This window comes from Enterobacter sp. RHBSTW-00975 (assembly GCF_013615235.1).
Classification (GTDB): domain Bacteria; phylum Pseudomonadota; class Gammaproteobacteria; order Enterobacterales; family Enterobacteriaceae; genus Enterobacter; species Enterobacter ludwigii.
Genome location: NZ_CP055883.1, coordinates 1,093,095 through 1,107,234, shown reverse-complemented (window position 1 = coordinate 1,107,234; position 14,140 = coordinate 1,093,095). Strand labels below are relative to the sequence as shown.

The 14,140-nt window shown below is 55.2% G+C and carries 16 protein-coding genes; 11 read left to right on the top strand and 5 right to left on the bottom strand.

All coding sequences use genetic code 11. The annotated features are described in order from the left end of the window. Window positions 1-4: 4 nt before the first annotated feature. From fimC to fimA, 3 genes are all read right to left on the bottom strand, one after another. Window positions 5-697 carry a type 1 fimbria chaperone FimC gene (fimC, locus tag HV340_RS05355; protein ID WP_020885156.1) on the bottom strand — a complete coding sequence of 231 codons (693 nt, stop codon included), beginning with the start codon at window positions 695-697 and terminating at the stop codon, window positions 5-7. A 34-nt stretch (window positions 698-731) separates the two neighbouring features. Further along, the gene (gene fimI / locus HV340_RS05350; RefSeq protein ID WP_020885157.1) at window positions 732-1,277 is read right to left on the bottom strand and encodes a type 1 fimbrial protein subunit FimI; all 546 of its coding nucleotides are present in this window, start codon (window positions 1,275-1,277) and stop codon (window positions 732-734) included. Between the two features lie 67 nt (window positions 1,278-1,344). Continuing rightward, complete coding sequence (fimA, locus tag HV340_RS05345) at window positions 1,345-1,908, bottom strand: type 1 fimbrial major subunit FimA (protein WP_020885158.1); 564 nt, start codon at window positions 1,906-1,908, stop codon at window positions 1,345-1,347. A gap of 309 nt (window positions 1,909-2,217) precedes the next feature. Between fimA and folD the strand changes: the two genes are divergently transcribed. From folD to HV340_RS05320, 5 genes are all read left to right on the top strand, one after another. Beyond that, window positions 2,218-3,084 (top strand): bifunctional methylenetetrahydrofolate dehydrogenase/methenyltetrahydrofolate cyclohydrolase FolD, encoded by an 867-nt coding sequence (folD, locus tag HV340_RS05340; RefSeq protein WP_014168945.1) that lies wholly within the window; start codon window positions 2,218-2,220, stop codon window positions 3,082-3,084. Between the two features lies 1 nt (window position 3,085). Continuing rightward, the gene (ybcJ, locus tag HV340_RS05335) at window positions 3,086-3,298 is read left to right on the top strand and encodes a ribosome-associated protein YbcJ (RefSeq protein WP_014168944.1); all 213 of its coding nucleotides are present in this window, start codon (window positions 3,086-3,088) and stop codon (window positions 3,296-3,298) included. A 219-nt stretch (window positions 3,299-3,517) separates the two neighbouring features. Continuing rightward, window positions 3,518-5,017, top strand: a complete 1,500-nt coding sequence (locus HV340_RS05330) for a PTS transporter subunit EIIC (RefSeq protein WP_014168943.1) — start codon at window positions 3,518-3,520, stop codon at window positions 5,015-5,017. Between the two features lie 84 nt (window positions 5,018-5,101). After that, window positions 5,102-6,118, top strand: a complete 1,017-nt coding sequence (gene malI / locus HV340_RS05325; protein WP_063925404.1) for a Mal regulon transcriptional regulator MalI — start codon at window positions 5,102-5,104, stop codon at window positions 6,116-6,118. A 72-nt stretch (window positions 6,119-6,190) separates the two neighbouring features. Further along, on the top strand, window positions 6,191-6,712 hold the full coding sequence (locus HV340_RS05320; protein ID WP_025204825.1) for a metal-dependent hydrolase: 522 nt from the start codon (window positions 6,191-6,193) through the stop codon (window positions 6,710-6,712). A gap of 79 nt (window positions 6,713-6,791) precedes the next feature. Here HV340_RS05320 and cysS read toward each other — a convergent pair whose 3' ends face one another. Then, the gene (cysS, locus tag HV340_RS05315) at window positions 6,792-8,177 is read right to left on the bottom strand and encodes a cysteine--tRNA ligase (RefSeq protein ID WP_020885161.1); all 1,386 of its coding nucleotides are present in this window, start codon (window positions 8,175-8,177) and stop codon (window positions 6,792-6,794) included. A 174-nt stretch (window positions 8,178-8,351) separates the two neighbouring features. On the opposite strand from cysS, the gene ppiB reads away from it, so the two are divergent. The 6 genes from ppiB to mnmH all read left to right on the top strand — a co-directional run bounded on the left by ppiB (window position 8,352) and on the right by mnmH (window position 12,860). Next, window positions 8,352-8,846 (top strand): peptidylprolyl isomerase B, encoded by a 495-nt coding sequence (gene ppiB, locus HV340_RS05310; protein ID WP_014168939.1) that lies wholly within the window; start codon window positions 8,352-8,354, stop codon window positions 8,844-8,846. Between the two features lie 3 nt (window positions 8,847-8,849). Further along, window positions 8,850-9,572 carry a UDP-2,3-diacylglucosamine diphosphatase gene (lpxH, locus tag HV340_RS05305; protein ID WP_063925405.1) on the top strand — a complete coding sequence of 241 codons (723 nt, stop codon included), beginning with the start codon at window positions 8,850-8,852 and terminating at the stop codon, window positions 9,570-9,572. Between the two features lie 137 nt (window positions 9,573-9,709). After that, window positions 9,710-9,919, top strand: coding sequence for a YdgH/BhsA/McbA-like domain containing protein (locus tag HV340_RS05300; RefSeq protein ID WP_013095921.1), 210 nt, complete (start codon window positions 9,710-9,712; stop codon window positions 9,917-9,919). Window positions 9,920-10,131: 212 nt separating this feature from the next. Further along, a complete protein-coding gene (gene purE / locus HV340_RS05295) occupies window positions 10,132-10,641 on the top strand; it encodes a 5-(carboxyamino)imidazole ribonucleotide mutase (RefSeq protein WP_020885164.1) in 510 nt (169 codons plus the stop codon). After that, a complete protein-coding gene (gene purK, locus HV340_RS05290) occupies window positions 10,638-11,705 on the top strand; it encodes a 5-(carboxyamino)imidazole ribonucleotide synthase (protein WP_025204827.1) in 1,068 nt (355 codons plus the stop codon). The genes purE and purK overlap by 4 nt, the downstream gene beginning before the upstream one ends. A gap of 84 nt (window positions 11,706-11,789) precedes the next feature. Next, the gene (gene mnmH / locus HV340_RS05285) at window positions 11,790-12,860 is read left to right on the top strand and encodes a tRNA 2-selenouridine(34) synthase MnmH (RefSeq protein WP_063925406.1); all 1,071 of its coding nucleotides are present in this window, start codon (window positions 11,790-11,792) and stop codon (window positions 12,858-12,860) included. A 73-nt stretch (window positions 12,861-12,933) separates the two neighbouring features. On the opposite strand, the gene HV340_RS05280 is transcribed toward mnmH, so the two are convergent. Next, window positions 12,934-14,079, bottom strand: a complete 1,146-nt coding sequence (locus HV340_RS05280; protein ID WP_014168933.1) for a porin — start codon at window positions 14,077-14,079, stop codon at window positions 12,934-12,936. Between the last annotated feature and the right edge of the window lie 61 nt (window positions 14,080-14,140).

Genomic DNA, 14,140 nt, shown 5'->3' with positions numbered 1-14,140 from the left:
CTGCTCACAGGTTGACGCTACGCGCCGGCGTAATGGCACCGTAGTCATTCACGCTCTGCCAGGAGAGCGTACCGCTTGCGGCGGCTGGCAGTACCTGCTGCGCCGAGTTTTTAGGCGCTACCATCAGGTTATCCAGCGTCTGTCCGCCCAGCTTCATATTGACCAGCGTGATGTAATACGGCGAAGCGTTACTGACTTTGAGGTGGTTGCCGACGCGCTCAAAACGCAGCTGCGAGAGCGCCTCTTCCGGCTGCATCGGCAGATTTGTCGGGCGGACAAACAGCTTGATCCGCGACAGGATGGCCAGCTGCAGTACGTTATTGTTTTCCGTTTTCGCTTTGTTCACGGACGGGATCGCTTTCACGTTCATGTAGAAGAGCGATTCACGATCGGCAGGCAGCGCGGGCCCGGCATAAATAATGCGCAGCGTATTTTCGCTGTCCGGCTCGCTGACAAACAGCGGCGGGGTCACGGCAAAGGTTTTTTCTTTTTGCCCGTTCGCATTTTCGATCCACGCGTTGATTAAATAGCGCTCTTGTTTATTGCTGTTGGTGATCGCCAGCGAAGTTTGCTTTGCATCTGCCGGATAAATAACGCGGGTGGCCCCCAGCGCAATACCGCCGGAAGCATTTGCGCATGCAGAAACCATCATTAAAATTAACGATAAAAACAGTCCTGGTTTAATTAGGGTATTCATCACAACCGTACCTTTAATAATGTGTTCGCAGGTGTTATGGATAAATCAACGTAAACCAGACATCCGACTGAATATTGCCTGGCACGAGGTGTTCGGAAATAGCCCGATAGCGGGCGCTAAAATGAAACGCAAGCTCACTGGTATTCACCGGCAACCAGCTGACGGCCGTTGCGTTCGGGATAATCTGACGTTGTTGTTCGTCAAAAAGAGCCAGCCCGACGCCGCTGCTTATCGGTGATTCACCTGGCCGCGATGTCGCCAGAAAAACCTGCGGATCTTCTGCTGGCGTAACGCCCTGAAACTGGATCCCCACGGTGCGCGAGACATCCACGCTGCAATCCAGCAGCCGCACGGTGAAGGGCACATTGACCGTGGAAAAACTGCCCACACCGGAAAATGAATTGGTTCGGTACTGCCCCATTTCGATGCGCATGTTCTGGCTGTCGGGTGCCACGGCGCAGCCGCCGTTCACCAGCTCACCTCTGAGATGAACTTTGCCGCCGTCGATCACCACGGTATGTGCTGAGGCCTGGCAGGCCATCGCAAGGGTTAACAGCAGTAGTGTTCCGGTCCTTGTCATCCTTCGTTCCTGGCCTTTGCGTATGACGGCCTCTTCCCTGAGGCCTGAACATCCCTGTGCGGAGGAATTACTCGTATTTCATTACGAAAGTGGCGTCAGCGTTTGCCTGGCCTGGCTCGGTGGTCGCAGCCGTTGATTTGTAACGCGCGGTGAAGTTCAGGGTGTTAGTCCCTTCGATCAGGTTCTGCGCGGCAGAGAAGGTTGAACCATCTGGAGTCAGGGTGGTGGATTTGCTGTCGAGGATCTCGATGCCCACGCCCTTCGCGGAGTTGTCGTTGTTACCAGAGGTTACCGCCAGCAGGGTTTTGTCGGTCGCGTCGATCTGACCGGTGAACGCAACTGCGGCTGTTTTCGCAACCAGCGGGTCACAATCATTCAGTTCAATGGTGAACGGAATATTAGAGGTGGTGTCACCCACTTTCGTGAACTTCGCGGTACGGTATTGGCCCAGGTTAACCGTCTGCTCGGAAGAATCAGTATTTACTGAACATGCAGCATTAACCAGTTCACCTTTAAAGTGTACGGTACCGCCATTTACGGTAACCGGAGTGGCTGTATCTTCTGCATTTGCGGCACCCGCAACCAGGGCCAGAGTAGCAATAACAGTAGAAGCAATGTTGCTGAGTTTCATGTCTATTCCTTTAAAATGTAAATAACCCTTCCCGCGAATAATCGGGAATAAGAAATACGTTCAATTGATTAATTGAAAGCTTATTTCGGAGGAGACAAAGTAGCTCATGAATGTATTTTAAAATATGTCAAAACGCTGTCATTTCGCCAGGTCACATCCTAATCCTGCCTAAGAAATTGACCATCCCCTCAGAAGGGTTTTTCGGCCTCCTGATGAAAACTCGCAAAGGGTGACTGACAGCGGCGCTCGCTTCTGACAAAATACAGGCAATCCCCCCTTTCAAACGTTACAGACGGAATCTTCTCTCTGATGGCAGCAAAGATTATTGACGGTAAAACGATTGCGCAGCAGGTGCGCTCTGAGGTCGCGGAAAAAGTGAAGGCGCGTAAAGCTGCCGGAAAACGCGCCCCCGGGCTGGCCGTTGTGCTGGTCGGCAGCAACCCGGCATCGCAGATTTATGTCGGCAGCAAACGCAAAGCGTGTGAAGAGGTGGGGTTCGTCTCCCGCTCTTACGATTTGCCGGAAACCACCAGCGAAGCAGAGCTGCTGGAACTTATTGATACCCTGAATGCCGACAACGCGATCGACGGTATTCTGGTTCAGCTGCCGCTGCCAGCCGGCATCGACAACGTGAAGGTGCTGGAACGTATCGCCCCCGACAAAGACGTCGACGGTTTCCACCCGTACAACGTGGGCCGTCTGTGCCAGCGCGCCCCGCGTCTGCGTCCGTGCACGCCGCGCGGTATCGTTACGCTGCTGGAGCGTTATAACATCGATACCTACGGTCTGAACGCCGTGGTCATTGGCGCATCAAACATTGTCGGCCGTCCGATGAGCATGGAGCTGCTGCTCGCTGGCTGCACCACCACCGTGACCCACCGCTTCACCAAAAATCTGCGTCATCACGTAGAAAACGCCGATCTGCTGATCGTGGCGGTCGGGAAGCCGGGCTTTATTCCGGGTGAATGGATTAAAGAAGGCGCGATCGTTGTGGACGTCGGTATTAACCGTCTGGAAAACGGGAAAGTGGTCGGTGACGTGGTTTACGAAGATGCTGCGGCTCGCGCCTCTTACATTACCCCAGTACCGGGCGGCGTAGGCCCGATGACCGTTGCCACACTGATTCAGAATACTTTGCAGGCATGCGAAGAGTACCACGACGTAGAGGACGCGTAAGATGGCCACATTTTCATTAGGTAAACACCCGCACGTTGAGCTGTGCGATCTGCTGAAGCTGGAAGGCTGGACCGAAAGCGGCGCACAGGCCAAAATCGCCATTGCCGACGGGCTTGTTAAGGTGGACGGCGCAGTGGAAACCCGCAAGCGCTGCAAAATTGTCGCGGGTCAGACCGTGAGCTTTGAAGGTCAAACCGTGACGGTGACCGCCTGATGCTCTCCCCCTCTCCCGTCGGGAGAGGGAACCCACATTCCCCCACATCCATCACGGTTAATTATCGATCGACTTCAAATAATCACTATTTCATCTGTTGAAAAGTGAAAATTCTGTTGCGCGTTTTTCACTCTTTCCCCACGATAAGTAGAACGTTCTACTAAAACGTTCTACTTACAATAACAGCGCCAAAAAAAGCGCTACTCGGGGGAAATCAGCATGAGTCTGATATCAGGGTTTGTTAAATCGCTCTCTAAATTATCGATGATTGGTCGCGCGTTAATGCTGCCAATTTCACTGCTTCCCGCTGCGGGCCTGCTGCTGGCCTTTGGCGATAAGTTTCACCTGCCGCTGATGATGAACGCGGGCGGGGTTATCTTTGATAACCTGCCGATGCTGTTTGCCATTGGTTCCGCCGTGGGGCTGGCATCCGAGTCCGGCATTGCCGCGCTCTCGGCGGCGGTCTCGGTGTTTGTCACCAACATCACCATCAGCACCGTCTTGAGCATCACGCCGGAAATGGCGTCTCAGGGCGGCAAATACGCGATGGTGGTCGGCATCCCGACGTTGCAGATGGGCGTCTTCGGCGGCCTGATCTGCGGGATTCTCGCCGCCTGGTGCTATAACCGTTTCCACACCCTGCAGCTGCCAGAGTTCCTCGGGTTCTTCTCCGGGAAACGCTTTGTGGCGATTGCGACAGCGTTTCTCTCTTTCCTGCTCGGCCTGCTGTTGCCGTATGTCTGGCAGCATATCCAGGCGGGCATCGATGCGCTCTCCGTGGTGGTTAATGGCGATAATCAGGCAGCCTCGACCTTTATCTTCGGTCTGGTGGAACGTGCGCTGATCCCACTCGGCCTGCACCACATCTGGTATCCCTCTTTCTGGTATTCGTTTGGGGATTACACCACCCAGGCCGGTCAGGTGATTCACGGCGACCAGACCATCTGGTTTAAGATGCTGGAAGAAGGGGTCAAATCCTTCAGCAGCGACAGCTACCAGAACGCCGGTAAGTTCATGCAGGGTGAATTCCCGCTGATGCTGTTCGCGCTGCCTGCAGCGTGCCTGGCGATGTACCACGAAGCACACACCAAAAATAAGAAAATCGCGGCCGGTATTTTGTTCTCTGCGGCGCTCACCTGTTTCCTGACGGGGATCACCGAGCCGGTTGAATTTACCTTTATCTTCGTCGCCCCTATTCTGTACGTCTTTAACGCCATCATGGCCGGTCTGGCGTACATGACCATGTATCTGCTGCATGCGCATATCGCCAAGTCGTTCTCTGCGGGCTTTATCGACTACCTCTCATTCGGGATCCTGCCGTCATTTAACGGCTACAAAACCAACTTCCTTAACGCCATTATTATCGGCATTCCGATGGGCCTGATTTACTACTTCACGTTCCGCTTTGTGATCCGTCGTTTCGACGTGAAAACGCCGGGCCGTACAGAAGTGACCGCCAGTGCGGACGATAAGTCAGATTCAGAACTCGCCACAGAGATCATCAACCTGCTGGGCGGTGCGCACAACATCGACTCCGTCGGCTCCTGCATCACCCGTCTGCGCCTGGAAGTGGCAAAAAGTGAAGCGGTTGATAAGGACGGTCTGAACGGCCTTGGCGCCCGCGGCGTAGTGTTCGTCGGTGATAACGGTATTCAGGTGATTTTCGGTGCCAGAGCACAGTTTATCGCCCAGACCATGTCCACCATGATTGGCAAATAATAAGATGCCTGAACGACACGTCTCCTGTACGCTGGGGGACGTTGTCTTATCTGGCTGATAATCGGTAAATTTCAGGGAGCGGTTTTGAAGAAAGTCAGCATTATTGATGTCGCAAAGCATGCGGGCGTTTCGGTCTCCACCGTGTCGCTGGTGCTGCGCCAGAAAGGGAAGATTTCAGACGCAACGATCGCGAAGGTCAATGCTGCCATCACTACGCTGGGCTATGTTCACAACGTCGCCGCTGCTAACCTCCGCGCCAACACCTCCAACCTGATCGGCCTGATCCTGCGCGACTTTAGCGACAGCTTTTCCATTAAGGTGATGGCGAGCATCGTCCAGGAGCTGGAGAGACAGGGGTATATGGTTTTCCTCGGCCAGCCGCTGAACGACCATGAACATCTTGAGCGCTGCCTGCTGTCGTTTAAACAGCAGGGGGTCGCCGGCGTTATCTATCTGGCCTCTGACACCCGGGCATCCTCGCTGCCGGAACACATCCGTCAGTGCCCGCTGCCGCTGGTGGTGGTCTCTCAGTCCCTGCTGGATGAAAAATGCAATCTGGTGATGCGCGACAATCGCCAGGCGGCGAACCTTGCCGCGCGTTATCTTATCGAGCGCGGACACCGCAACATTGCCTACATTGGGGGTCGTGAAGGCTGCCTTATCCGCGAGCAGCGTCTGCTCGGCTTTCGCAGCGCGATGACCCAGAACGGCCTGGTCTGGCGTGAGGAATACTCGCCTGCGTGTAGCGATGACACGCTGGCCGCAGGTTTCGCCACCCGCCAGCTGCTGGAAAAAAACAACACCATAACCGCCCTGCTCTGCCACTCGCCGGATGCGATGATCGGCTCCATCTCCGGCATTCATCAGGTGGGGCGCACCGTGGGGAAAGATGTGTTTCTCACCCAGCAGGTCGCGCTGGTTGGTTTTGAAGATATGCTGCACGTGAACCTGACGTCTCCCTCGTTTACCTACGTTTCCTCCGCCAGTGAGGAGACGGGGCGTCAGACGGCGGGGTTGATCATCCGCAAGCTAAAAGAGCCGGAACTGCAAACACAGCGTATCACCCTTTCCGGGCAGCTTATTGCCCGGGAATCGGCGTAATTAAGACGCTAACACCATCCTCATTGCGCCCATTCGCTGCTATATTTCCCTGCTTTGCCATGGATAATCGCAATGCCTACCGTTATCACCCACGCTGCAGTGCCTTTGTGTCTGGGCTTAGGCCTGGGAAGTAAAATCATCCCTCCCCGCCTGCTGTTTGCCGGCGTCGTCCTCGCCATGCTGCCGGACGCCGACGTGCTGGCGTTTAAGTTCGGCGTTGCCTACGGCAATGTGTTCGGCCACCGCGGCTTTACCCACTCCCTGCTGTTTGCCTTTGTGGTGCCGATACTTTGCGTACTGATGGGCCGACGATGGTTTCGGGCAAGTCTGACCCGCTGCTGGCTGTTCTTAACCGTGTCTCTGCTGTCGCACAGCTTGCTGGATTCCATCACCACCGGGGGAAAAGGCGTCGGCTGGCTGTGGCCGTGGTCAGATGAACGTTTTTTTGCACCGTGGCAGGTCATTAAGGTCGCGCCGTTTGCGCTGTCACGCTATACCACGCCCTACGGGCATCAGGTGATTATGTCGGAACTGCTGTGGGTGTGGCTGCCAGGGGTCGTGCTGATGGGGCTGTTGTGGTGGAAGCGGAGGTAAAAACAAAACGGCAACCCAGTTGCCGTTTTTCGTGTTTGCACCCTCTCCCGGTGGGAGAGGGCATCAGCGCGCACCAGAATTATTTCCGACGCCAGGTGGTTCCCTGCGGGCCATCTTCCAGAATGATGCCCATTTCCGTCAGACGGTTACGCGCGGCATCTGCTGCCGCCCAGTCTTTCGCCTGACGCGCTTCCAGACGCGCGTTGATAAGTTGCTCAATCTCCGCCACTTCGCTATCGTCCGCCTGCGCACCGCTTTGCAGGAACAGATCCGGTTCCTGCTCCAGCAGACCCAGTACCGAAGAGAGCTTACGCAGATGGGAGGCCAATGCATTCGCCGCCGCCATATCTTCTGACTTCAGACGGTTAACTTCACGCGCCATATCAAACAGCACGGAGTAGGCTTCCGGCGTGTTGAAGTCATCGTTCATCACGTCAATAAAGCGCGCTTCAAACGCCTCACCGCCTGCCGCGGGTACAGATTTATCGGTACCGCGCAGGGCAGTGTACAGACGCTCCAGCGCCGCACGCGCCTGTTTCAGGTTCTCTTCGCTGTAGTTCAGCTGGCTGCGATAGTGACCAGACATCAGGAAGTAGCGCACGGTTTCCGCATCGTAATATTTCAGCACGTCGCGCACGGTGAAGAAGTTGCCCAGAGATTTAGACATCTTCTCACGGTCAACCATCACCATCCCGGAGTGCATCCAGTAGTTCACGTACTCGCCGCCATGCGCACAGGTTGACTGTGCAATTTCGTTTTCATGGTGCGGGAACATCAGATCCGAACCGCCACCGTGAATATCGAAATGTTTGCCCAGCTGTTTGCAGTTCATCGCCGAGCACTCAATGTGCCAGCCAGGACGCCCTTCGCCCCACGGGGAAGGCCAGCTTGGTTCGCCCTCTTTGGACATCTTCCACAGCACGAAGTCCATCGGGTTACGCTTCACGTCCACCACATCAACGCGCGCACCGGCCTGCAGCTGATCCAGATCCTGACGGGAAAGCTGACCGTAGGTAGGGTCAGTCGGCACGGAGAACATCACGTCACCGTTATCGGCCACATAGGCGTGACCACGTTCGATCAGCTTCTCGGTGATGTCGATAATTTCGTGGATATGGTGGGTGGCACGCGGCTCGCTGTCCGGACGCTGAATATTCAGGGCGTCGAAATCTTTGTGCATTTCCGCGATCATACGATCCACCAGCGCAACAAAGCTTTCGCCATTTTCGTTCGCGCGCTTGATGATTTTGTCGTCGATGTCGGTGATGTTACGCACGTATTTCAGGTTGTAGCCCAGAAAACGCAGGTAGCGCGAGACAACGTCGAATGCAACAAAGGTACGGCCATGGCCGATATGACAGAGATCGTAAACCGTAATACCACACACGTACATGCCGACTTCCCCGGCATGGATAGGTTTAAATTCCTCTTTTTGGCGCGTCATTGTATTAAAGATTTTTAACATCGAAGATTCCATGTAAACACGTGTGTGGTTGAAAACCGGTTATTCTACCTGTAATTCAAACCTGAAGCAGCACACAATGCAAGGTGATCGCATCCTGTGGTTATGCTATAACAAGCCCCTATAGATGACCCAAACGCGGGTCGACGTACCACAATAACGGAACAGGATGCAAAAATGGTTACTTTCCACACTAATCATGGCGATATCGTAATCAAAACCTTTGATGACAAAGCGCCTGAAACAGTTAAAAACTTCCTGGACTACTGCCGCGAAGGTTTCTACAACAACACTATTTTCCACCGCGTGATCAACGGCTTTATGATCCAGGGCGGCGGTTTCGAACCTGGCATGAACCAGAAAGCGACGAAAGAAGCGATCAAAAACGAAGCGAACAACGGTCTGAAAAACACCCGTGGTACGCTGGCGATGGCGCGAACGCAGGCTCCTCACTCTGCAACAGCCCAGTTCTTCATCAACGTTGCTGACAACGACTTCCTGAACTTCTCCGGCGAAAGCCTGCAGGGTTGGGGCTACTGCGTCTTCGCAGAAGTGGTTGAAGGTATGGACGTAGTTGACAAAATCAAAGCCGTGGCGACCGGCCGCAGCGGCATGCATCAGGACGTTCCAAAAGAAGACGTCGTGATTAACAGCGTGACCGTCAGCGAGTAATTCGTGGCGACACTCTTTATTGCAGATTTGCACCTGCAAACAGAAGAACCGGCGATCACCGCCGGTTTTCTGCGTTTTTTACGCGGTGAAGCGAAAAGTGCCGATGCACTTTACATTCTGGGTGACCTGTTTGAAGCCTGGATTGGCGACGACGATCCCAACCCGCTGCACCGTGAGATGGCGGCAGCCATTAAAGCGCTGGTCGATTCCGGCGTCCCCTGCTTCTTTATCCACGGCAATCGTGATTTCCTGCTCGGCAAGCACTACGCCCGCGACAGTGGCATGACGCTGCTGCCGGAAGAGCAGGTGCTCGACCTTTATGGCCGAAAGGTGTTAATCATGCACGGTGACACACTCTGCACTGACGACACCGGCTATCAGGCGTTTCGCGCTAAGGTTCATACCCCGTGGATCCAAAAACTATTCCTGGCTCTGCCGCTGTTTATCCGTAAGCGGATCGCAGCCAGAATGCGTGCCGACAGTAAGGCCGCCAACAGCGGCAAATCCATGGCCATTATGGACGTTAATCCCCAGGCGGTAGTCAGGGTCATGGAAAAACACCGCGTTCAATGGTTGATCCACGGTCATACTCATCGTCCCGATGTGCATGCCCTTACCGCCAACGGCGAAGCGGCCCACCGCGTCGTCCTGGGGGCCTGGCACAGCGAAGGTTCTATGGTCAGCGTCACGCCTGACGGTGTGGAACTGATCGCTTTCCCGTTTTAACCCGCCAAAAAATCATTCTATTTTTTTGAACAATATCGGCAAATTGTTTCGATTTTAATCAGCCCGTGGTCGGCCTATTATTTATCACATCAGGGCAACACGCCCTATCCCAGATAAAAAATTTAAGGAATACGACCATGAAATCCATCAAAACTTTCGTTGCAGTTGCCGCACTCTCTCTGATCTCTTTCGGTTCTTTTGCTCAGAGCGTCAGCGCCACTGCCTCTACCCTTGACCGCGCAGAAGCTAAAATTGCCGCTCAGGCTGCTGAACAGGGCGCGTCTTACAAAATCACCAGCGCTCAGTTTAACAACCGCGTTCACATGACGGCAGAACTGACCAAATAAGACGTCTGCTGACCGTGCCGTCCGTCAAAAGCACATCAAAGCACATCGATGCCTGATAAAACAGACCGCCAGAACGCGGTCTGTTTTGTTATCTCCTGAGGGCCACAACGGCTCAGTTTTTAACCGCGCAACCGTTTTCCTTGCCCCTATTACATGCTATTCTCTGTGCCCTCGAAAGCAGTGTGTTTCGCACCACAGGAGTTTTAAGACGCATGTCTTCCCGCAATAATCCGGCGCGTGTCGCCATCGTGATGGGGTCCAAAAGCGACTGGGCTACCATGCAGTTCACCGCCGAAATCTTTGAAATCCTGAATGTTCCGCACCACGTTGAAGTGGTCTCCGCACACCGTACACCGGACAAACTGTTCAGCTTCGCCGAAAGCGCCGAAGAGAAGGGTTATGAGGTGATCATTGCCGGTGCGGGCGGCGCAGCACATCTGCCAGGCATGATTGCCGCCAAAACGCTGGTACCGGTTCTGGGTGTTCCGGTGCAAAGCGCTGCGTTAAGTGGTGTCGATAGCCTCTATTCCATCGTTCAGATGCCGCGTGGCATTCCGGTCGGCACGCTGGCCATTGGTAAAGCGGGCGCTGCCAACGCAGCCCTGCTCGCCGCGCAGATCCTGGCGACTCACGATAAAGCGTTACATCAGCGTCTGGCGGACTGGCGTAAAGCCCAGACCGACGAGGTGCTGGACAATCCGGACCCGCGGGGTGCGGCATGAAGCAGGTATGCGTCCTCGGTAATGGTCAGTTAGGCCGTATGCTGCGTCAGGCCGGTGAGCCGCTGGGTATTGCCGTCTGGCCCGTCGGGCTGGATGACGAACCGGAAGCCGTGCCGTTTCACCAGAGTGTGATCACCGCGGAGATTGAACGCTGGCCACAAACGGCCCTGACGCGCGAGCTGGCGCGTCACAATGCCTTCGTTAACCGCGACGTCTTTCCCATTATTGCTGACCGTCTGACGCAAAAGCAGCTGTTCGATAAGCTCGGGCTGCCGACTGCGCCGTGGCAGCTGTTGTCCGATAAAAGCGAGTGGAAGGATGTATTTGCAATGCTGGGCGAGCTGGCAATTGTGAAGCGTCGCGTCGGCGGGTACGACGGTCGTGGACAGTGGCGTCTGCGCGCCGATGACACTCACGAGCTGCCGGACGATTGCTACGGGGAGTGCATCGTTGAGCAGGGCATTAACTTCAGCGGTGAAGTCTCGCTGGTGGGCGCTCGCGGGCAGGACGGCCATACCGTTTTTTATCCGCTGACGCATAACCTGCATCAGGACGGGATCCTGCGTACCAGCGTTGCATTCCCGCAGGCCAGTGCTGAACAGCAGGCGCAGGCAGAAGAGATGCTCTCTGCCATCATGCACGAACTCGGTTACGTCGGCGTCATGGCGATGGAGTGTTTTGTCACGCCGTCCGGTCTGCTGATTAACGAACTGGCACCGCGCGTTCACAACAGCGGTCACTGGACCCAAAACGGGGCGTCCATCAGCCAGTTCGAGCTGCACCTGCGCGCCATCACTGACCTGCCGCTGCCGCAGCCGGTGGTGAACAGCCCGTCGGTGATGATCAACCTGATCGGTACCGATCTGAACTACGACTGGCTCAAGCTGCCGCTGGTGCATCTGCACTGGTATGACAAAGAGGTGCGTCCGGGTCGTAAGGTCGGTCACCTGAACCTGAACGATACCGACACCGATCGTCTGGGCGCCACGCTGGAAGCGATTATTCCTCTCCTGCCGCCGGAATACGCGAGCGGAATTATCTGGGCGCAATCAAAGCTTAAGTAATACTCCTCTGCCGGGGAGTTGACCTTCCCCCTCCCCGGCGTACAATCCCCGCCCATTGCAGCTTAGTTTTCTTCTGGAAAAACCATGAACGATGGAACGGACTATCGCGCGATCCTCGCATCCGATACCCCTTTAATCGACGTTCGCGCGCCGATCGAATTCGCCCAGGGCGCGATGCCTGCGGCAATCAACCTGCCTCTGATGAACGATGATGAACGCGCCGCCGTCGGCACCTGCTATAAACGCCAGGGGCCGGACGCTGCGCTTGCTCTCGGCCATAGCCTGGTCGCAGGCAGTACCCGTGAGATGCGCATTAACGCCTGGCGCGAAGCCTGTCTCTCCCACCCCACCGGCTACCTCTGCTGCGCGCGTGGCGGTCAACGCTCGCATATCACTCAAGCCTGGTTGAAAGCGCGCGGCGTGGATTACCCGCTGATCGCAGGCGGCTATAAAGCGCTGCGTCAGACCGCGATTGAGGTAACCGCTGAGCAGGTGCAAAAACCGATGGTGCTGATCGGCGGCTGTACCGGGAGCGGCAAAACGTTGCTGGTGAAACAGCACGCGCAGGGCGTGGATCTGGAAGGGCTGGCACACCATCGCGGCTCGTCGTTTGGCCGCACGCTTACACCACAGCTTTCGCAGGCGAGCTTCGAAAATCAGCTCGCCGTCGTGCTGTTGAAAAAAGAGACCGCACGCTGGGTGCTGGAGGATGAAGGGCGGATGATTGGTTCCAACCACCTGCCGGAATGCCTGCGAGACCGCATGGTTCAGGCGCCTGTTGTGGTGGTAGAAGACCCGTTTGATGTCCGTCTTGAACGCCTGCGTGAAGAGTATTTCGACCATATGTGGGCGGATTTTTCTGCTGCCTTTGGCGAAGAGGCGGGCTGGAACGCGTACAGCGAATACCTGCACCACGGCCTGTTTGCCATTCGCCGCCGTCTGGGGCTGCAGCGCTTTGCAGACTTTACGGCGCTGCTGGATTCCGCCCTGCAGGAGCAACAACGTTCTGGCAGCACCGACGCGCATTTACGCTGGCTTGCCCCGCTGCTGAACGACTATTACGACCCGATGTACACCTGGCAGCTGGCAAAAAAGGCGGAGAAGATTGTGTATCGCGGAACGTTTGAGGACGTGGCTGACTGGCTCAATCGCTGAATCACGCGCAAAAAGAAAACGGCAACCCAGGGTTGCCGTTTTCATATCGGGGTGACTTCCCTGCTGACTGAACTTAGAAGTCGTAACGCAGACGCACCAGGTTCATGTCGCCCAGGTTATCCGTGCTGGAGGTGAACACGTGTTCGTAATCAACACGGAAACCGTAGTCCAGCTGGACGCTAACACCCACGCCGTTATCGATACGCTGGTAGTTACGACCATTCACGTACTCAATACGGTCACCCATGAAGTAAGGCTGGATGGATTTCACCGCATACTGATCGATTGGGAATTTGTACCCTGCGAAGTATTCAATACCCCATGCATCACCGGCAAAGTAGTTGTCAGTAGACACTTTTTTGGTGGTCAGGAAGTTCTGGTACCAGCCGCCGCCAGCCGAGAAGGTCCAGTTATCCGGCGTCCAGCTCAGCGCGGTACCGAGGATATTCTGGTCGTAAGATTTGCTGTCGCCGTTGTCCGGGTTACGCATGTCCGCGCGGGTGTAGTTCCACGCTGCGCCCCAGGTCAGATCGGTGGTCAGGTGGTAATCCAGACCCAGTGAACCGCCGCCTTTACGTTTGTAACGCAGGCCATTGCCCGGCAGGTATTCGCTGTCTTCAAACAGGTAGGATGCATAGATATCCGCATCGCCTACGGTTTTCTTATATTTCAGCATTTTGCGTGAACGATAAGAACCGTCGTAGTCACCGTTGATCCCGTTACCTGGAGCCTGACCAATCATGTCGTAGTCCCAGATATCGGTTTTCACGCCAACCACATCATAGTAAACGCTGTTCTGTTGACCGAAGGTCAGCGTACCCCAGGTGTCGCTCTTCAGACCGGTGTACAGCATACGGCGAGAGGTGTCGTTAGCACCTTCAGCGTAGTGGTTATCCCAGTTGAACAGCGCCGGAATGTTCACACCCAGCTCGTAGTAGCTGATCCAGCTGATGTCATCAAACAGATAGTAATCTGCTGCGAAACGGAAACGGGTGCCGCCGTCGAAGCCATTACGTTTGTAGGAGCCTTTATCGCCGTCGCCCGTCATCATGTTGAACTGAGGACGAATACTGCCGCCAACGGTAAAGTTAAGACGGCTCAGCGGGTTACCTGCCTGAGGGTCTTGTTTAAGAACCGTGATTTCCGCCTGAGAAGCGAAGGAGGTCAATGCCACTGCTGCGCCAATTGTTACTGCCAGCGCTGATTTTTTTATAGTCATTATTTTTCCTTTATAGACACGCTGCTAAATATTTAGCAGGTGAATATTAACTGGAAATAAT

Excerpts from the sequence above, each read along its gene's own strand:
- fimC (WP_020885156.1), bottom strand. The coding sequence starts at position 697 with ATGAATACCCTAATTAAACCAGGACTGTTTTTATCGTTAATTTTAATG.
- purE (WP_020885164.1), top strand. The coding sequence starts at position 10,132 with ATGTCTTCCCGCAATAATCCGGCGCGTGTCGCCATCGTGATGGGGTCC.
- mnmH (WP_063925406.1), top strand. The coding sequence starts at position 11,790 with ATGAACGATGGAACGGACTATCGCGCGATCCTCGCATCCGATACCCCT.
- cysS (WP_020885161.1), bottom strand. The coding sequence starts at position 8,177 with ATGTTAAAAATCTTTAATACAATGACGCGCCAAAAAGAGGAATTTAAA.
- HV340_RS05280 (WP_014168933.1), bottom strand. The coding sequence starts at position 14,079 with ATGACTATAAAAAAATCAGCGCTGGCAGTAACAATTGGCGCAGCAGTG.
- HV340_RS05300 (WP_013095921.1), top strand. The coding sequence starts at position 9,710 with ATGAAATCCATCAAAACTTTCGTTGCAGTTGCCGCACTCTCTCTGATC.
- fimA (WP_020885158.1), bottom strand. The coding sequence starts at position 1,908 with ATGAAACTCAGCAACATTGCTTCTACTGTTATTGCTACTCTGGCCCTG.
- HV340_RS05330 (WP_014168943.1), top strand. The coding sequence starts at position 3,518 with ATGAGTCTGATATCAGGGTTTGTTAAATCGCTCTCTAAATTATCGATG.
- ybcJ (WP_014168944.1), top strand. The coding sequence starts at position 3,086 with ATGGCCACATTTTCATTAGGTAAACACCCGCACGTTGAGCTGTGCGAT.
- purK (WP_025204827.1), top strand. The coding sequence starts at position 10,638 with ATGAAGCAGGTATGCGTCCTCGGTAATGGTCAGTTAGGCCGTATGCTG.
- folD (WP_014168945.1), top strand. The coding sequence starts at position 2,218 with ATGGCAGCAAAGATTATTGACGGTAAAACGATTGCGCAGCAGGTGCGC.
- HV340_RS05320 (WP_025204825.1), top strand. The coding sequence starts at position 6,191 with ATGCCTACCGTTATCACCCACGCTGCAGTGCCTTTGTGTCTGGGCTTA.
- fimI (WP_020885157.1), bottom strand. The coding sequence starts at position 1,277 with ATGACAAGGACCGGAACACTACTGCTGTTAACCCTTGCGATGGCCTGC.
- ppiB (WP_014168939.1), top strand. The coding sequence starts at position 8,352 with ATGGTTACTTTCCACACTAATCATGGCGATATCGTAATCAAAACCTTT.